This window comes from Pseudomonas sp. BIGb0176 (genome assembly GCF_024810175.1).
GTDB classification, from domain to species: Bacteria; Pseudomonadota; Gammaproteobacteria; order Pseudomonadales; family Pseudomonadaceae; genus Aquipseudomonas; species Aquipseudomonas protegens.
In genome coordinates, this window is sequence record NZ_JANUEC010000001.1 from 1,303,030 (window position 1) to 1,319,894 (window position 16,865).

At 65.1% G+C, this 16,865-nt stretch carries 17 protein-coding genes; 7 read left to right on the forward strand and 10 right to left on the reverse strand.

The features are described from left to right. Nucleotides 1-28: 28 nt before the first annotated feature. The 7 genes from M2395_RS05605 (at nt 29) to M2395_RS05635 (ending at nt 5,929) form a co-directional block, all read left to right on the forward strand. A complete protein-coding gene (locus tag M2395_RS05605) occupies nt 29-754 on the forward strand; it encodes an ABC transporter permease (RefSeq protein ID WP_011061347.1) in 726 nt (241 codons plus the stop codon). Continuing rightward, nucleotides 751-1,461, forward strand: coding sequence for an ABC transporter permease (locus M2395_RS05610; protein WP_015635652.1), 711 nt, complete (start codon nt 751-753; stop codon nt 1,459-1,461). Before M2395_RS05605 ends, M2395_RS05610 begins: the two co-directional genes overlap by 4 nt. 64 nt (nt 1,462-1,525) lie before the next feature. Continuing rightward, nucleotides 1,526-2,287 (forward strand): ABC transporter ATP-binding protein, encoded by a 762-nt coding sequence (locus tag M2395_RS05615; RefSeq protein ID WP_123430758.1) that lies wholly within the window; start codon nt 1,526-1,528, stop codon nt 2,285-2,287. Between the two features lie 12 nt (nt 2,288-2,299). Further along, complete coding sequence (locus tag M2395_RS05620) at nt 2,300-2,779, forward strand: Lrp/AsnC family transcriptional regulator (protein WP_011061344.1); 480 nt, start codon at nt 2,300-2,302, stop codon at nt 2,777-2,779. 257 nt (nt 2,780-3,036) lie between these two features. After that, nucleotides 3,037-3,975 (forward strand): citrulline utilization hydrolase CtlX, encoded by a 939-nt coding sequence (gene ctlX, locus M2395_RS05625; protein WP_011061343.1) that lies wholly within the window; start codon nt 3,037-3,039, stop codon nt 3,973-3,975. Beyond that, on the forward strand, nt 3,972-5,006 hold the full coding sequence (astA, locus tag M2395_RS05630; RefSeq protein ID WP_015635649.1) for an arginine N-succinyltransferase: 1,035 nt from the start codon (nt 3,972-3,974) through the stop codon (nt 5,004-5,006). The genes ctlX and astA overlap by 4 nt, the downstream gene beginning before the upstream one ends. A gap of 59 nt (nt 5,007-5,065) precedes the next feature. Continuing rightward, a complete protein-coding gene (locus tag M2395_RS05635; RefSeq protein ID WP_015635648.1) occupies nt 5,066-5,929 on the forward strand; it encodes a LysR family transcriptional regulator in 864 nt (287 codons plus the stop codon). Between the two features lie 91 nt (nt 5,930-6,020). On the opposite strand, the gene M2395_RS05640 is transcribed toward M2395_RS05635, so the two are convergent. From M2395_RS05640 to arnC, 10 genes are all read right to left on the reverse strand, one after another. Continuing rightward, complete coding sequence (locus tag M2395_RS05640; protein ID WP_015635647.1) at nt 6,021-6,725, reverse strand: HPP family protein; 705 nt, start codon at nt 6,723-6,725, stop codon at nt 6,021-6,023. 289 nt (nt 6,726-7,014) lie between these two features. Then, nucleotides 7,015-7,530, reverse strand: a complete 516-nt coding sequence (locus M2395_RS05645; RefSeq protein ID WP_123430759.1) for a GNAT family N-acetyltransferase — start codon at nt 7,528-7,530, stop codon at nt 7,015-7,017. A 41-nt stretch (nt 7,531-7,571) separates the two neighbouring features. After that, entirely contained in the window at nt 7,572-9,197 is a 1,626-nt protein-coding gene (locus M2395_RS05650; RefSeq protein ID WP_123430760.1) for a glycosyltransferase family 39 protein, read from the reverse strand. Next, nucleotides 9,198-10,562 carry a UDP-glucose/GDP-mannose dehydrogenase family protein gene (locus M2395_RS05655; RefSeq protein ID WP_011061338.1) on the reverse strand — a complete coding sequence of 455 codons (1,365 nt, stop codon included), beginning with the start codon at nt 10,560-10,562 and terminating at the stop codon, nt 9,198-9,200. Beyond that, nucleotides 10,559-10,972 carry a 4-amino-4-deoxy-L-arabinose-phosphoundecaprenol flippase subunit ArnF gene (arnF, locus tag M2395_RS05660; RefSeq protein ID WP_015635644.1) on the reverse strand — a complete coding sequence of 138 codons (414 nt, stop codon included), beginning with the start codon at nt 10,970-10,972 and terminating at the stop codon, nt 10,559-10,561. The genes M2395_RS05655 and arnF overlap by 4 nt, the downstream gene beginning before the upstream one ends. Then, a complete protein-coding gene (gene arnE, locus M2395_RS05665; RefSeq protein WP_015635643.1) occupies nt 10,969-11,313 on the reverse strand; it encodes a 4-amino-4-deoxy-L-arabinose-phosphoundecaprenol flippase subunit ArnE in 345 nt (114 codons plus the stop codon). Before arnE ends, arnF begins: the two co-directional genes overlap by 4 nt. Next, nucleotides 11,310-12,959, reverse strand: coding sequence for a lipid IV(A) 4-amino-4-deoxy-L-arabinosyltransferase (gene arnT, locus M2395_RS05670; protein ID WP_123430761.1), 1,650 nt, complete (start codon nt 12,957-12,959; stop codon nt 11,310-11,312). The genes arnE and arnT overlap by 4 nt, the downstream gene beginning before the upstream one ends. Beyond that, nucleotides 12,956-13,840: a 4-deoxy-4-formamido-L-arabinose-phosphoundecaprenol deformylase gene (gene arnD, locus M2395_RS05675; RefSeq protein WP_123430762.1), complete on the reverse strand. Its 885-nt coding sequence runs from the start codon at nt 13,838-13,840 to the stop codon at nt 12,956-12,958. Before arnD ends, arnT begins: the two co-directional genes overlap by 4 nt. Next, a complete protein-coding gene (arnA, locus tag M2395_RS05680; RefSeq protein WP_011061333.1) occupies nt 13,840-15,846 on the reverse strand; it encodes a bifunctional UDP-4-amino-4-deoxy-L-arabinose formyltransferase/UDP-glucuronic acid oxidase ArnA in 2,007 nt (668 codons plus the stop codon). The genes arnD and arnA overlap by 1 nt, the downstream gene beginning before the upstream one ends. Further along, nucleotides 15,843-16,862: an undecaprenyl-phosphate 4-deoxy-4-formamido-L-arabinose transferase gene (arnC, locus tag M2395_RS05685; RefSeq protein ID WP_011061332.1), complete on the reverse strand. Its 1,020-nt coding sequence runs from the start codon at nt 16,860-16,862 to the stop codon at nt 15,843-15,845. Before arnC ends, arnA begins: the two co-directional genes overlap by 4 nt. Nucleotides 16,863-16,865 lie beyond the last annotated feature (3 nt).

Sequence of the window (16,865 nt, forward strand, 5' to 3'; positions counted from 1 at the left end):
CGGCCGTGGCCCGAGCAAGGTGATTGGCGTGAATACCTTTCTGACTCTGTTAGGCCTGGACCTCGAGGTCCTGCAAGGCTATGGGCCGCTGTTGCTGCACGGCGCCTGGATGACCCTGAAACTCTCCGCCCTGGCGCTGCTGGTGAGCATGCTCCTGGGGTTGCTGGGGGCGGCGGCCAAGCTTTCGCCGCTGCGCCTGCTGCAGATCCCGGCGACCTGCTACACCACCTTGATCCGCGGCGTACCGGACCTGGTGCTGATGCTGCTGATTTTCTACAGCCTGCAGGGCTGGCTCACGGCCCTGACCGAACTGCTGGACTGGCCCTATATGGAGATCGACCCCTTCGTGGCCGGGATCGTGACCCTGGGCTTCATCTACGGCGCCTATTTCACCGAGACCTTTCGCGGGGCAATCCTCAGCGTGCCCCGGGGCCAGCAGGAAGCCGCGGCGGCCTTCGGCCTGAGCCGCATGCAGCGCTTTCGCCACGTGGTGTTCCCGCAGATGATGCGCTTCGCCTTGCCGAGCCTGGGCAATAACTGGCTGGTGCTGCTCAAGGCTACGGCGCTGGTGTCGATCATCGGCCTCACCGACCTGGTCAAGGTGGCCCAGGAAGCCGGCAAGAGCACCTTCAACATGCTGGATTTCCTGCTCCTGGCGGCGGCCCTGTACCTGCTGATCACCAGCGCTTCGAACCAGCTGCTGCGGCGCCTGGAACGGCACTACAACCAGGGCGTGCGAGGGCTGTCGCGATGATCGAACTGATCCAGGAATACTGGCGGCCGTTTCTGTTCACTGACGGCGAGAGCCTTACCGGGCTGGCCATGACCCTGTGGCTGCTGGTGGCCAGCCTGGCCATGGGGTTTGTCCTGTCGCTGCCCCTGGCCATTGCGCGCACCTCGCACTGGGCGCTGCTGCGCTGGCCGGTGCAGCTGTTCACCTATGTGTTTCGCGGCACGCCTTTGTACATCCAGCTGCTGATCTGCTATAGCGGCCTGTACGGCATCGCCGCGATACGCCAGCAGCCGTTGCTCGAAGCCTTCTTCCGCGATGCCATGAACTGCACCTTGCTGGCCTTCACCCTGAACACCTGCGCCTACACCGTGGAGATCTTCGCCGGGGCCATCCGCAGCATTCCCTATGGCGAGATCGAGGCAGCCCACGCCTATGGTCTGAGCGGCTGGCGCCTGTACTGGCGGCTGATCCTGCCTTCGGCCTTGCGCCGGGCGCTGCCGTACTACAGCAACGAGGTGATCCTCATGCTGCACGCCACCTCGGTGGCCTTCACCGCCACCATCCCGGACATCCTCAAGGTGGCCCGGGACGCCAATGCCGCCACCTTCATGACCTTCCAGGCCTTCGGCATCGCCGGCCTGTTGTACCTGGGGCTGTCCTTCGGCCTGGTGGCGGCCTTCCGCCTGGCGGAGCGGCGCTGGCTGAGCTTCCTCGGCCCGGCTCACTGACGCTCCTTTCCTCTTTTTCCTATCCAGAACCTTGCTGCCAGCGGCGGGGTTCCAGGAGTCTGCGATGTACAAATTGACCGTTGAAAATCTCTACAAGCGTTTTGGTGACAACGAGGTGCTCAAGGGCGTCTCGTTGAAGGCCCGGGCCGGAGACGTGGTGAGCATGATCGGCGCCAGTGGCTCGGGCAAGAGCACCATGCTGCGCTGCATCAACTTCCTGGAGCGGGCCGATGCCGGGGCCATTGCCCTGGACGGCGAGGCGATTGTCACCCGCGATGCCCCAGGCGGCATGCAGGTGGCCAGCTCGGCCCAGTTGCAGCGCCTGCGCACGCGCCTGGCCATGGTGTTCCAGCACTTCAACCTGTGGAGCCACCTCAGCGTGCTGGAGAACATCATGCTGGCGCCGTGCCGGGTGCTGGGCATTGGCCGCAAGGAGGCCGAAGCCAGTGCCCGGGCCTACCTGGACAAGGTGGGCTTGGCGCAACGGGTGGCCGAGCAGTACCCGGCGTTCCTGTCCGGTGGCCAGCAACAGCGGGTGGCGATCGCCCGGGCCCTGGCGGTGGAGCCGCAGATCCTGCTGTTCGACGAGCCGACCTCGGCGCTGGACCCGGAACTGGTGGGGGAGGTGCTGAAGGTGATCCAGGCCCTGGCCGAAGAAGGGCGGACCATGCTCATGGTCACCCATGAAATGAGCTTTGCCCGACAAGTGTCGAGCCAGGTGTTGTTCTTGCATCAAGGGCGGGTCGAGGAGCAGGGTAGCCCGGCGATTCTCGACCAGCCGCAGAGTGAACGTTTGCAGCAGTTTCTATCCGGCCGTTTGAAGTGAGGGAAGACATCCATGGCGGACATCCGCGACCTGTCGATCGTGCTTGATCGAATCGACCAGGCGATCATCGAGGTTCTGCGCCACGAAGGGCGCATCACCTACCAGAAACTCTCCGAGCGCGTGCACCTGACCCCCAGGCCGTGCCTGGAACGGGTGCGCAAGCTGGAGCAGCTCGGGGTCATCCGTGGCTACGGGGCCATCCTCGACGAAAAGAAACTCACCCCGGGGCTGTCGCTGCTGGTGCTGGTGGCCTTGTCCAACCAGAGCGGGCGGGCGGCGCAGAAAGCCTTCGAGGCCAAGGTCCGCGCCTGCCCCCAGGTGCTGGAATGCCGGCTGATCAGCGGCGCCTTCGACTACAGCCTGCGCATGCGCTGCCGGGACATGGAGCACTACCGGGTGCTGACCGAAGTCTGGTTCGACGACCCGGATCTGCACATCGACAAACTGGTCAGCCACCCTGAACTGGCGATGGTCAAGACCGGCATGGAATAACCCCCTGTACGCCCCTCGCCGCAGGAGCCGGCTTGCCGGCGAACAGGCCCGCAAGCCTTGCACCGCTCGCAAGATCGCCTTCGCTGGCAAGCCTGCTCCTGCAGGTCGCATATCGATGTTTTCAGGAGGTGCGAAATCGGCTGGGGCAACCCGTGCTTTCAGCCATTTCCTGCCGTGCAGGCCCGCCGTTCAGCCGGGTTTTGTCCCGACAAAAAAACACAATGGGCCCCTCTGAAACCTCATTGATTGCGTGCCCCATGCAGACTACCCATAGCGTTTTGATGATTCGCCCCACGCGTTTTTCGTTCAACCAGGACACTGCCGGCAACAACCATTTCCAGCGTCCCCCCGGTGCCGCCGAAGACGTGCAGGCCAAGGCCCTGCAGGAGTTCGACGGCTACGTCGCGACGCTGCGCGAGCATGGGGTCCGGGTGCTGGTCCACGAAGACGGCGCCGCACCCCATACCCCGGATTCGATCTTTCCCAACAACTGCTGGAGCAGCCACCCCGACGGCACCCTGGTGCTGTACCCGATGCAGGGCCGCAACCGCCGCCTGGAGCGCTACAAGGGGGTACTGGCGCACCTGCACGAGCAGTACCAGGTGAACCGCACCCTGGATCTCACCTCCCTGGAGCAGGAGGAACTGTTCCTCGAAGGCACCGGCAGCATGGTCCTGGATCGCCAGCAGCGCATCTGCTACGCCGGCTACTCGACCCGCACCCATGCCCGGGCCCTGGACCAGCTGGTGGCGCACCTGGGTTACGAGCTGTGTGCCTTTCATGCCCGGGACCGCCAGGGTGAGCCGATCTATCACACCAACGTGATGATGAGCGTCGGCAGCCAGCTGGCGGTGGCCTGCCTGCTGGCCCTGGACGATGCACAGGAGCGGGCGGCCCTGCGCCAGCGCCTGGAAAGCAGCGGCAAACAGCTGCTGCCCTTGACCTGGGCCCAGCTGGAATCCTTCGCCGGCAATATGCTGGAAGTCCACAACAGTGCCGGCGAGCCGCTGCTGGTGATGTCCCGCAGTGCCTGGCGCTCCCTGGATGCCGAGCAGCGCCGGCTGATCGAGCGCCATGTGCAGCCGGTGCCGGTGAACATCGACACCATTGAACGCATCGGCGGCGGCAGCGCCCGCTGCATGCTGGCGGAAATCTACCTGCCCGAACGTCAACCTCAGCTGGAGCTCTCGCGATGATCGTCCGTCCCGCCACCCTGGCCGATTTGCCGGCGCTGCTGGCCCTGGCCCACAGTGCCGGTGCCGGCCTGACCACCTTGCCCGCCGACGCCGGGCGCCTGCGGTCACGCCTGCAATGGGCCGAGCAAACCTTCGCCGGCCAGGCCTCGCGGGCCGATGCCGACTACCTGTTCGTGCTGCAAAGCGCGCAGGGCGAAGTGGTCGGCATCTGCGCCCTGGCCGGCGCTGTGGGCCTGCGCGAGCCCTGGTACAACTACCGGGTCGGGCTGTTTGTCGCGGCCTCGAAAAACCTGGGGATCAACCAGCAACTGCCGACCCTGTTCCTGGGCAACGACATGACCGGCCATTCGGAACTGTGCTCGCTGTTCCTGCATGCCGACCACCGCCAGGGGCTCAACGGGCGCCTGCTGTCCAAGGCGCGCTTCCTGTTCCTGGCCGAGTTCCGCGAGCTTTTCGGCGACAAGGTGATCGCCGAGATGCGTGGCTATTCCGACGAGCAGGGTGTGTCGCCGTTCTGGGAAGGCCTGGGCCGGCACTTTTTCAAGATGGATTTCGCCGACGCCGACTACCTCACCGGGCTTGGCAACAAGACCTTCATCGCCGAGCTGATGCCCAAGTTTCCCTTGCCCACCTGCCTGCTGCCGGAGCCGGCACGGGCAGTGATCGGACGGGTGCACCCCAATACCGAACCGGCCCTGGGCATGCTCAAGGCCGAAGGTTTTGCCTTCAAGGACTACATCGACATCTTCGACGGCGGGCCCCTGATCGAATGCGCCACCGGCGACATCCGCGCAGTGCGCGACAGCCAGGTGCTGCAACTGAGCATCGGCACCCCGGGGGAGCAGGCCCAGCCCTACCTGGTCCACAACCGCCAGTTCGCCGACTGCCGGATCAGCGTGGCGGCGGCGCGGGTCGCCGCCGGCACCCTGATTGTCAGCCGTGACAGCGCCCGGGCCCTGGGGTTGCCGGCCGGGGCCTCGGTGCGGGCGGTGAGCCTGGCGGTGCCGGCGCGGCAAATGTCCGCAGCCTAGAAGCGTCGTGGCGCGAGCGCCGCTACAATGGCGCTCGAATTTTCTGCCGGCGAGGCACCATGGACATCGATCTGGCCCGCACCTTCCTGGAAATCGTCCGCAGCGGCAGCCTGATCGCTGCTGCCGAGCGCCTGCACCTGACCCAGACCGCCATCAGCGCCAGGGTGCAGAACCTGGAAGGCCAGCTCAATTGCAAGCTGCTGGTGCGCAACCGCGCCGGCGCCCGGCCCACCGCCGACGGCGAGGCCTTCATCAGCTACGCCAACCAACTGGTGCAGACCTGGGAAGCAGCCCAGCGCGACCTGCCGCTGCTGGCCGGCTACCGCAATGTGCTGCACATCGGCGGCGAGCTGAGCCTGTGCAACCCGCTGATGCTCAACTGGGTGCGGCGCCTGCGCCAGGCGTTGCCCAATCACGCCGTGCGCACTCAGATCGGCGAAGGCGCCAGCTTGCAGCGGCAACTGGAGCTGGGCGTGCTGGACGCCGCGCTGGTGTTCCAGCCGCTGTACTCGCCGGGCTTGCAGGTGGAGCAGTTACTGGAGGAAAAACTGATCCAGGTGCGCTTGGCGGGGCGCCCCGAGCCCTATGTGTACATCGATTGGGGCGAGGACTTTCGCCGCCAGCACGACGCCGCGCTACCTGCGCAGGCCAAGGCGGCAGTGGGCTTCAACCTCGGGCCGCTGGCCCTGCAATTCATCCTCGATGCCGGTGGCAGCGGCTATTTCCGCACACGGGTGGTGCAGAGCTACCTGGACAGCGGTGTGCTGGAGCGGGTGGAAAAAGCCCCGGAGTTCAACTTCCCCACCTACCTGCTGTACGCCCGCGAGCGCGATACCCCAGAGCTGCAACAGGCGTTCGCGGTACTGCGGGAAGTGATAGAAAGCGACACCGACTGGTCCCAGCGCTGGTCGCCGATGGTCTGAAACCCGGCAACCTGGCAGGCGAGGAGGCCCTTGAGTGATGGGTTGTCCTTGAGGGCGCCTTGGCGGGCAAGCCGGCGCCTGGCGCTGGCTGTCAGCGGCGTGAGGCGAGCACCTGGCCGATGCTGCGGCGCCGGGCGTGGGCTTCGCTGGCATGAATCAGCTGTTCGAGGTCTTCGGGGGTGACGTCGAAGAACTCCTCCATCTCCGCCAGGGCCAGTTTCAGGTCCTGGGCCGTGATCGCCAGGCTGTCGCTGGCAGCGGTTGCTGGCAGGAGCGCCGGAGCTTCGCTGGGGCCCTTGGGGTAACGGGTGCGCGTCAGGTTGTTGTAGGCCAGGGCGCTGAGCAACAGGCTGGCGGCGGCCAGCATCACCGGCCCCAGCTCGTACCAGTCCAGGGCCACGCTGGCCGGGTCCGCCAGTACCAGGGTCAGGGCCAGGGCGCCGGCCGGCGGGTGCAGGCAGCGCAACCAGCACATCAGCACCAGGGCCATGCCCGCCGCCAGGCAGGCACTGCCCAAGGTACGGCCCAGTACATGGGCCACCGCCAAGGCCATGACGGCGGCACAGAGGTAGCCGCCAAGAATCGACCAGGGCTGGGCCAGGGCGCCTGAAGACACCGCGAACAGCAGCACCGCCGACGCGCCCAGAGGGCCGATCAGGTGCAGGGCCACCGGCATGCCGAAGACCTGGGCACAGAGCCAGACACTGAACAGGGTGCCCAGGGCCATGCCGATGGCGGCGCGGCTCCATTCCAGTGGGCGGGTATTGATGGCGGCGGGTTTCCAGCGGGCGAACATCGGTAAACGCTTTCCAATCCAGAACGACAGGCAAAAAGAAGGGCTTGCCTGGATGACCAGAAAGCCCTTGAACGTTCCAACATTTGGGGGAGGAACCGGCACAGTGTGCCGAGGAATCTTGCGCCTGACAAATTCATAATAATGCTGCTTCAGTGCATTTATTTTGCACTTAAATACGACAGCCCCTGTAGGAGCCGGCTTGCCGGCGAAGAGGCCTTTGAGTGTGGTGTAGCCCTGGCAGACGCCTTCGCTGGGAAGCCAGCGAAGGCAGCCAATTTCTCACCGGTTTCTACAGCGCCAGGCGCATGGCGCAGCGGCGCGCCGCGGGCAGGCCGTACCGGGCTTCATCGGCCAGCACCTGGCACAGCCGTGGGCCCAGTTGCGCCTGTTCGAGGGTGACAAAGCCCTGGCGCTGGTAGAAGGGTTCGTTCCAGGGCAGTTCGCGAAAGGTGCTCAGGGTCAGGGCTTCAAGCTGCTGCTCCAGAGCGTATTGCCGGGCCGCCTGCAGCAGGCGCTTGCCGATGCCCTGGCCCTGGTGGCCGCGGGCGACGGAAATCTCCCACACATGCAGTTCCCGGTCGCAGGCTTCGGCGTTGAGAAAGGCGCAAGGGGTGTCATCCGCCGTCACCGCCACCCAGACCGGGTGGCGCTGGATATTGGCGCGGTGGCTCGGTACGTCGGCCACTGTGGCGTCTGCCAGCCAGGCCAGTTGCGCATCGGAGCGAAACAGTTCGGCAGCGCAGGTTTCAATGGCGGGAAGAAAGTCGGCGTCGGTCACCCGCGCCCGGCGGATCTCAATAGTCATGGGCGCGAGTGTAGGCAGCGGGCAGGGGCCGTGCAACGCTTTCAGGGTTGCGCGGCGGTTGGCCCGGGCAGGTGCAGGAGGACGAAGTCGTTCTTGTCGAAACGCCCGCTCAACACCGGCTTCAGGTCGGCCAGCGGCGTATTCTGCAGGCTGGCCAGGTCGCTCTGATCGAGGATGACCCAGGCCGGGCCGGGTACCTGAGCCAGGGCGTCTGGGCTTTCGGTGAACTGCGGTTGCAGATCCCGGTCCAGGTTAACCATGAACTTGATGGCCTTGGCGTCCTTGCCCATGCGGTGCAGGACCACCGGTGCCGGGTCGGCCTCGATCAGTTGCATGGCGCTGTGGCTGAAGGTGCGCGTGTCATAGAGACGGTGCTCCACCGGTTCGAAGACTCCGATGTAGCAGGCCCAGACTGCCAGCACTGCGCTGTAGGCCAGGCCCACGGCGCGCCACTGGCGCTTGAACAGCAGCCCCAGGGACAACAGCTGCAACAGGCCGAGCACCAGCAGCATCGGCGTCAACGGGTCGAGCTGCTCGGGGAATTTGCGCCGCAGCACCAGCAAGCCGATGATCAGCAGCCCCGGCAGCAGCAGCCACAGGCCCTGGATCGCCCCGCGCAGCCAGACCAGCAGCCGCCCGCGGCCGGCCTGGAACGGATAGGCGGCAATGATCGCCGCCATGGGCAGCATCGGCAGCAGGTAGCGGGCCTTTTTTGCCTGGGGAATCGACAGGCCGATCATCACGATCAACCCGGCCGCGGTACACAGGCGCAACAGTTTCAGGCCCGGGCCCTGTTCCGTGGCGCGGGTCAGCAGCACGGCCAGCCACGCCAGGATCGCCAGGGGGTAGGCCAGGGCGTAGTTGCCCAGGGAACTGGTGAAGTAATAGAAGACATCGCTGGAGCCTTCGCTGCCGTCCATGCGCCCCATGAACTGCATGCGGATGACATCGTCGACGAAGGCCTGGCCGCCACTGAGCTTGGCCAGCCATAGCAGCAGGCCGACGCAGGCCACCAGCAGCGCCAGGGCGCTGAAACCGACGCTGAACAGCCGCCGCCACTGGCCATTGTGCAGGTAGTAGCTGCACAGCATGCCGGTGGGAATCACCAGGCCGATGGGCCCGCGAATGGCAAAGCCCAGCACCAGCAGGAGGAAGATCCAGCCCAGGCGCCGGCGGGCACCGAAATGGTCATGGGCGTAGCCCAGGTAGAACACGGCCAGGGACACCGCAGCCAGCATCTGGTCCAGGGACACGGCGCGGGTTTCGCTGATAAAGGTGTTGCTGAGCAACAGCAGGGCAACGCTGAGCAGGGCCCAGGTGCGGGAATAGGGCGCCAACAGGCGATAGATCAGGCTGACGATCAAGGCCGAGGCGATGGCCGTGGGCAACCAGGCGGTAAGGCTGGTGACTTGCCCCCCTGGCAGGGAGAACAGCCAGACCAGCAGGGTCGAGGCGCTGGAGTAGTCGGCGTAGGGCTGGCCGTAGGTGGTGGGGAAGAACCCCGGCCCGTGGCGCAGCATTTCCTTGGCGAAGAGCACGAAGCGCGAATCGAAACCGATCGCCGACTGGTGGTCGGCGCCGACGCAGAACAGCAGCAGGGCCAGCAACCCCAGCCCCAACGATTGCCAAAGAAGAGTGTTCGAAGGGGAGGAGTGACTGGTGTTCATTCAGGCCTCAGCAGACCACTGCTGGTGGGGGATCGGCAGGTTGCGCGATTCACCGCGGCCAATCGGAAAGTAGGTGAAGCCGTTGCGCGCCAGGCGCTCGGCGTCGTACAGGTTGCGCCCGTCGAAGATCACCGGCGCCTTGAGACGCTGCTGGATCAGGTCGAAATCCGGTGCCTTGAACTGCTGCCACTCGGTGCAGATGACCAGGGCGTCGGCGCCCACCAGTACCGATTCCGGGGTGCCCATGAGCATCAGGCGCGACTCGTCCGGGTACAGGCGCTGGGTTTCCTGCATGGCTTCCGGGTCGAAGGCCCGCACCTGGGCACCGGCGGCGAACAGCGCATCGAGCAGCACCCGGCTCGGGGCGTCGCGCATGTCGTCGGTGTTGGGCTTGAATGCCAGGCCCCACAGGGCAAAGGTCTTGCCTTTGAGGTCGCCCTTGTAGAACGCCTTGATGCGTTCGAACAGCTTGTGCTTCTGCCGCTCGTTGATGGCTTCCACGGCTTGCAACAGGTCGCTGGAGCAGTGGGCTTGCTGGGCACTGTGGATCAGCGCACGCATATCCTTGGGGAAGCACGAGCCGCCGTAGCCGCAGCCCGGGTAGATGAAGTGGTAGCCAATGCGGGTGTCGGCGCCGATGCCCAGGCGCACCGCTTCGATGTCGGCCCCCAGGTGCTCGGCCAGTTCGGCGATCTGATTGATGAAGCTGATCTTGGTCGCAAGCATGCAGTTGGCGGCGTACTTGGTCAGCTCGGCGCTGCGCAGGTCCATGAACATGATGCGGTCATGGTTGCGGTTGAACGGTGCGTACAGGTCGCGCATCACATCGCGCACTTCTTCGCGCTCGCAGCCGATGATGATCCGGTCCGGCCGGCGGCAGTCGGTGACCGCCGAGCCTTCCTTGAGGAATTCCGGGTTGGAGACGATATCGAATTGCAGCGCACGGCCATCCAGGACCTTCTCGATGTGGGCCTTCAAGGTGTCGCCCGTGCCCACCGGTACGGTGGATTTTTCCACCAGGATTACCGGCTGCTCACGGTGGCGGGCCACCGCGTCGCCCACTGACAGCACGTAGCGCAGGTCCGCCGAGCCGTCTTCGCTGGAAGGCGTGCCCACGGCGATGAACAGCACCTGGCCATGCTGCACCGCGAGTTTTTCATCATGGGTGAAGTGCAGGCGCTTGGCTTCGAGGTTTTCCTTGACCAGGCTGGCCAGCCCCGGCTCGAAGATGCTCACGTGTCCCTGTTGCAGCTGTTTGACCTTTTGCTCGTCGATGTCCATGCAGATGACATCGTGGCCGACTTCAGCCAACACGGCAGCCTGTACGAGGCCGACGTAACCACTTCCAAATACACTGATTTTCATGGGGTATTCCTGGGACTTGTCGCGGGTGCAGATCGAGAGTTGATGGTGATGACCCCGAGGATGACCAGGGCCACCCCGAGGGTTTTGGAAAGCGTGAAAGGTTCGTTGAACAACGGCAGGCTGGCGGCCAGCAGGTAGACCAGGGCGTAGCTGATGCTGAGCAGCGAATAGGCCCGGCCCAGCGGCAGGTCGCGCAAGGCCAGCAGCCAGCAGAGCATCGACAGCGCATAGGCGGCGATGGCCGCGGCCACCACCGCCAGGGCGGCCAGGTCGACGCTGCCGGCACTCAACGCCGGCAACCACTGATCCGGAGCGGGCAGGCGGGTCATGCTCCAGCGCATGCCCAGCTGGGCGCCGCTGACCAGGGCCACGCTACCCAGGGCGAAGGCAAACCCCTTGGCCCGGCTCATGCGTGGCGACTCAACAGCAGCACGCCGCCGATCACCAGGGCCACGCCGAACCAGTGGCGCCGGTCGATGTGCTCACGGAACACGAAGTGGGCAATCAGGGTAATGAAGACGAAGTTCAGGCTGAGCATCGGGTAGGCCACGCCCACCTCCATGCGTTGCAGCACCAGGAGCCACACCAGCAGGCCCAGGCCGAGGCTGAACAGAGCCAGCCACAGCCAGCCCGAGCGCAGTTTCTGCAGGGCGCTGGAAGGCCGGCCGCGCCAGCTTTCCACGGCGAACTTCTGCGCCACCTGGCCCAGGCAGGTCAGCCCGCAGGCCAGCAACAAAAGCAGCAGGCTCATGGCTGGCTCTGGGGAATGATGAAGATCACGATATTGCCTTGCTCATAGCGCTTGGCATCCTTGGGCAGCAGCTCGACTTCATGTTCCTCGTCGCTGCTCTTGACCCGCATCACCACGCCGATCGAGCCCTGCTTGCGGGCCTCGGCGATCCACGGCTGGACCTGATTGAGGTCGACCTTGCGCGCGGCAGTGTCTTCGTAGCCCAGGCCGTATTTCACTTCGCCTTCGGTGTTGTACAGGGTCACGTCAGGGCGCCGCAGGCGCCAGGCCAGGGCGGAAGCAGCTCCCAGGTCGTTGCTCAGCAGGGCCTTGGCCTGGCCCAGCTCGGCCACGTGATCGATGATGAACTGGTCGGGGATCTTGTTGTAGACCACCGAGTTGGGCAGCGCTGCCGGGGCCAGGGCCACCAGCAGGAAGCTGCCCAGGGCCGGCGCCGCCCACAGGGTCAGGGGGCGCATGGCTTGCAGCAGGTTGCTGAGGATCCAGCCCAGCAGCAACACATACACCAGCACCAGGTGCTGCGGCTCGTCCACATACACCGGCTTTTTCATCTGGAAGTACACCAGGGCCAGCAGCCCCAGCAGGCCGGCCACCAGGTTGAGCACGCCGTTGAATGCCAGCAGCCGGGTCTTGCCGGCAGCCAGGCGGTCCACCAGGGTGTTGCCCATCAACAACGCCAGGGGCAACAGGCACGGCAGGATATAGGCCGGCAGCTTGCCCTTGCTCAGGCTGAAGAAGGCCAGGGGCAGCACCAGCCACAGCAGCAGGAAGCCGCTGCTGTTCTGGCACCGCTGTTGCCAGGCCTGCTTCAGGCCGGCCGGCAGCAGCAGCACCCAGGGCACGCTGAACCCCACCAGCAACGGCAGGTAGTACCACCAGGGCGAGGCGTGCTGGGCATCATCACCGGCAAAACGGCGGATGTGCTCGTGCCAGAAGAAGAAACGCCAGTAGTCCGGTTCCTGGGAGTGCACCGCCAGGGCCCAGGGCAGGCTGATGAGAATGGCCACCAGCACACCGATGCCGCCATAGATCAGCAGCGAGCGCAGGCGCTTCTGCCAGATGGCGTAGGGCAGGGCCACCAGCACCGGCAGCAGCCAGGCCAGAAAGCCCTTGGTCATGAAGCCCATGCCGCAGGCCAGGCCCAGCGCCACCCAGGCCAGCACCTGGCCGCGGGTTGTCCGGCAGTCGAAGGTGAACCACAGCGCCACCAGGCTCAGGTTGACCCAGAAGGTGAATTGCGGATCGAGGTTGGCGTAGCCGGCCTGCAGCGCGACCACGGTAAAGCTCATGTAGATCAGGGCGCTGGCCAGGCTCTTGCGCGGATCGTTCCACAGGCGCCGGGCCAGCAGGTAGGCCAGGACCACGCTCAGGCCGGTGCTCAGGGCCGAGGCCACGCGCACGCCGAACAGGTTGTCGCCAAACAGCGCCTGGCCGATGGCGATCATCCAGTAGCCGGCCACCGGTTTCTCAAAATAGCGGATGCCCATGAAGTGCGGCGACGCCCATTTGCCGGTCAGGAGCATTTCCTGGCTGATCTGCGCGTAGCGGGTTTCATCGGGAATCCACAGGCCGTGGGTGGCCAGGGGCAGCAGGTAGAACAGGCCGAACGCGATCAGCAGCAGCGGCAGAGCCCAACGTCTGGTCATGCGCCTTGCACTCCCAGCCAGCCTTCACGGCCTTCCAGCGCACCGCGCACCACCTTGCCCGCGGGCAGGCTGGCCAGATCCGCCGGGAGCATGTCGCCCAGGGGTTGGAAGTGGATGTCGCGCTGCCTGGCGCTGGCCAGCAGCTGGCGGAAATCGTTGGCCATGAGAATCCCTTCTACTTCTGCATGCACGGTATAGACGTTGAGTTTGTCCGGGCTGAACCGGTCGAGGATGTAACTGTTGAAATCCTTGGCGGCCACCACCGGCCCGACCACTTCGTCGAAGGTCGGCAGGTCCACCGGAATCTGCGGGGCGCCCAGGCTGCCGTCCGCCAGGCGTGGCAGGAACAGGCTCTGGCCGCGGCAATCGCTGTTGTAGCGAAAGCCGAATTGTTGCTTGGCTTCGATGACGCGTTCGTCGGCGCGCCAACCGGCGGACGCCGAGCAGCTCACCGCTTGCCCGAGAATATCGTTGAGGCTGTCGACGCCACGGCGGATCTGCTCGATCAGCTGTGCCTGGCTCCAGCGCCCGGTATTGGCCTGCCAGCCGTGGTGATCCCAGGCGTGCAGGCCGACTTCATGACCGGCGGCCAGGGTCTGACGCATCAAGTGCCCCAGGTCCCGGCCAATGGGTTTACCCGGCCAGGCCGTGCCGGCCAGGAGGATGTCCCAGCCGTACAGGCCCGCGGCATTGGACCGCAGCATTTTCCAGAGGAACTGCGGACGGATCAGGCGCCACAGGTGGCGCCCCATGTTGTCCGGCCCGACGCTGAAGAAGAAGGTGGCCTTGACCCCGGCTTCATCCAGCGATTCGAGCAGCCGTGGCACCCCCTCCCGGGTGCCGCGGTAGGTATCGACATCAATGCGCAGACCTGCCTGCATCAGCGTGCTTCTTGCTTGGCGCGGTCGGCGATTTCCAGCATCGCTTCACGCAGGAAGAAGTCCAGGGTATTGCCGATGGTTTCGCTCATTTCCACGGTCGGCTCCCAGTTCAGCAGGCGCTTGGCGTTGTCGATGCTTGGCTTGCGGTGTTCCACGTCCTGGTAGCCGGCACCGTAGAACGCCTTGCTCTCCACATCGCGGAAACCGGCGAACGGCGGGAAGTTGCCGCGCAGCGGGTGAGCTTCGAACTGGCGCAGCAGCTCTTCGCCCAGCTGACGGATGCTGGCTTCGTTGTCCGGGTTGCCGATGTTGATGATCTGGCCGTTGCAGCAGTCGTTTTCGTTGTCGACGATGCGTGCCAGGGCTTCGATGCCGTCGGCGATGTCGGTGAAGCAGCGCTTCTGCTCGCCACCGTCGAACAGACGGATCGGGGTGCCTTCCACCAGGTTGAGGATCAACTGGGTGATGGCCCGGGAGCTGCCGATGCGTGCCGAGTCCAGGCGGTCCAGGCGCGGGCCCATCCAGTTGAAGGGACGGAACAGGGTGAAGTTCAGGCCCTTGGCGCCGTAGGCCCAGATCACCCGGTCCAGCAGCTGCTTGGAGACCGAGTAGATCCAGCGCTGCTTGTTGATCGGGCCGACGATCAGGTTGGAGGTGTCTTCGTCGAAGTTCTTGTCCTGGCACATGCCATAGACTTCCGAAGTCGACGGGAAGATCACGCGCTTGTTGTACTTGACGCAGTAGCGAACCAGCTTGAGGTTCTCTTCGAAGTCCAGCTCGAACACGCGCAGCGGGTTGCGGGTGTACTCGATCGGGGTGGCGATGGCCACCAGTGGCAGGACCACGTCGCACTTCTTGATGTGATATTCGATCCACTCGGAGTGAATGCTGATATCGCCTTCGACGAAGTGGAAGTTCGGATGGCTGCGCAGGCGCTCGATGGCGTCGGAGCCGATGTCCAGGCCATAGACGTCGTACTTGTCGTCACGCAACAGGCGCTCGGACAGGTGGTTACCGATAAAGCCGTTGACGCCCAGGATCAGTACGCGGGTGCGACGTGGCTTGCGCCCCGATTCGGCGCCGCGCAGCAGGGAACCGTCCACCAGGCCCAGTTCGTTGGCCAGTTGCGGGCCACCCAGGAACAGGCCGTTGGCGTTGCGCTGGCCGGAGGTGATCACCAGGGAGTCCTGGCCACAGGCGATGCGCAGCGGGTCGACGCTGATGACCCGGCCCGGGGCCTGGCCTTCGTTGCCCTTGGCGACTTCGGCGCTCCAGACGATCAGCTTGTGCTCGCCCACGGCGCAGAAGGCGCCCGGGTAGGGTTGAGTCACGGCGCGCACCAGGTTGAACAGCTCTTCGGCCGGACGCTGCCAGTCGATCTTGCCGTCCGCCGCGGTGCGACGACCGAAGTAGCTGGCCTTGGACTCGTCCTGGGCGGTTTCGGTGATCTTGCCCTGGGCCAGTGCCGGCAGGGTGTCGCGCAGCAGGCTGGCGGCGGCGTCACGCAGTTTGTGGTGCAGGCTCAGCGCGGTGTCGCTGCGCTCGATGGCCACACGCTCCTGGGCAATGATGGCGCCGGCATCGGCACGCTTGACCATACGGTGCAGTGTCACGCCGGTTTCGGTTTCGCCCTTGACCAGCACCCAGTTGGCCGGTGCGCGGCCACGGTAGCGCGGCAGCAGCGAGCCGTGCAGGTTGAACGCGCCCTTGCTGGCAGTGGCCAGCAGCGGCTCGCTCAGCAGGTTGCGGTAATAGAAGGAGAACAGGTAGTCGGGGTTGAGCTTGGCGATGCGCTCGATCCACAGCGGGTGGTTGGCATCTTCCGGGGCATGCACGGCAATGCCCTTGCGGGCGCAGAGCTGGGCCACCGAGCCGTAGAAGGTGTTTTCCTTGGGGTCATCGGCGTGGGTGAACACGGCGGCGATCTCGTAACCTGCGTTGAGCAGGGCTTCGATGCCAGCACAGCCAATATCGTGGTAGGCGAAGACAACAGCTTTATTGCTCATGGCGAAACCTGATCAGTATGAGTGGAAGTTAAACCGTCGACAGTCACAGCAGGGGCCGGGGCCGCAGGCTGGCTGCGCAAGACTTTTTCGATGAAGAAACGCGGGCGGGCCCGCACGTCGCTGTACATGCGTCCCAGGTATTCACCCAAAAGACCCATGCCGATGAACTGGCCACCGGTGAACACGAACAGCACCGCGAACAGCACGAAGGTGCCGTCGCCGGCCCAGGTGGCGCCGAAGATCAGGCGCAGCACGATCAGCATCAGGGCAAACAGCGCGCCGAGGCCGGCCATGCCGAAACCGATGATGCTCAACAGCCGCAGGGGCGTGGTGGTCATGCAGGTGATCAAGTCGAACATCAGGTTGATCAGGCGCATCGGGCTGTACTTGGAGTCGCCGTGCTCGCGCTCGGCGTGCTCCACCAGCACCTCGGTGGTGTGCCGGGCAAAGCTGTTGGCCAGGATCGGGATGAAGGTGCTGCGCTCGGTGCAGGCCAGCATCGCGTCGATGATGGTCCGGCGATAGGCCCGCAGCATGCAGCCGTAGTCGCTCATGGCAACCCCGGTGGAACGCTGCACGGCCAGGTTGATCAGCTTCGAGGGCCAGCGGCGGAACGCCGAGTCCTGCCGGTTGTTGCGCACGGTGCCGACCACGTCGTAGCCCAGCTCGGCCTGGGCCACCAGGCGCGGGATTTCCTCGGGCGGGTTCTGCAGGTCGGCGTCGAGGGTGATCACCACATCGCCACGGCACTGCTCGAAGCCGGCCATGATCGCCGCATGCTGGCCGTAGTTGCGGTTGAGGATCACCGCCACTACCGGGCTGTCTTCGCGCTCGGCGGCAGCTTGCAGGATGTTCGCCGACTCGTCGCGGCTGCCGTCGTCCACCAGGACGATTTCAAACTCGTGCTTGAGCTGGCGGCAGGCCGCTTCGGTGCGCCGCAACAGCTCGGGGAGGCTCTGTTCTTCGTTGTAGACCGGGATCACGATCGACACGAACTGAATCGGATAAGGTTTCAAAGG

Excerpts from the sequence above, each read along its gene's own strand:
- M2395_RS05610 (WP_015635652.1), top strand. The coding sequence starts at position 751 with ATGATCGAACTGATCCAGGAATACTGGCGGCCGTTTCTGTTCACTGAC.
- M2395_RS05615 (WP_123430758.1), top strand. The coding sequence starts at position 1,526 with ATGTACAAATTGACCGTTGAAAATCTCTACAAGCGTTTTGGTGACAAC.
- M2395_RS05620 (WP_011061344.1), top strand. The coding sequence starts at position 2,300 with ATGGCGGACATCCGCGACCTGTCGATCGTGCTTGATCGAATCGACCAG.
- ctlX (WP_011061343.1), top strand. The coding sequence starts at position 3,037 with ATGCAGACTACCCATAGCGTTTTGATGATTCGCCCCACGCGTTTTTCG.
- astA (WP_015635649.1), top strand. The coding sequence starts at position 3,972 with ATGATCGTCCGTCCCGCCACCCTGGCCGATTTGCCGGCGCTGCTGGCC.
- M2395_RS05635 (WP_015635648.1), top strand. The coding sequence starts at position 5,066 with ATGGACATCGATCTGGCCCGCACCTTCCTGGAAATCGTCCGCAGCGGC.
- M2395_RS05640 (WP_015635647.1), bottom strand. The coding sequence starts at position 6,725 with ATGTTCGCCCGCTGGAAACCCGCCGCCATCAATACCCGCCCACTGGAA.
- M2395_RS05645 (WP_123430759.1), bottom strand. The coding sequence starts at position 7,530 with ATGACTATTGAGATCCGCCGGGCGCGGGTGACCGACGCCGACTTTCTT.
- M2395_RS05650 (WP_123430760.1), bottom strand. The coding sequence starts at position 9,197 with ATGAACACCAGTCACTCCTCCCCTTCGAACACTCTTCTTTGGCAATCG.
- M2395_RS05655 (WP_011061338.1), bottom strand. The coding sequence starts at position 10,562 with ATGAAAATCAGTGTATTTGGAAGTGGTTACGTCGGCCTCGTACAGGCT.
- arnF (WP_015635644.1), bottom strand. The coding sequence starts at position 10,972 with ATGAGCCGGGCCAAGGGGTTTGCCTTCGCCCTGGGTAGCGTGGCCCTG.
- arnE (WP_015635643.1), bottom strand. The coding sequence starts at position 11,313 with ATGAGCCTGCTGCTTTTGTTGCTGGCCTGCGGGCTGACCTGCCTGGGC.
- arnT (WP_123430761.1), bottom strand. The coding sequence starts at position 12,959 with ATGACCAGACGTTGGGCTCTGCCGCTGCTGCTGATCGCGTTCGGCCTG.
- arnD (WP_123430762.1), bottom strand. The coding sequence starts at position 13,840 with ATGCAGGCAGGTCTGCGCATTGATGTCGATACCTACCGCGGCACCCGG.
- arnA (WP_011061333.1), bottom strand. The coding sequence starts at position 15,846 with ATGAGCAATAAAGCTGTTGTCTTCGCCTACCACGATATTGGCTGTGCT.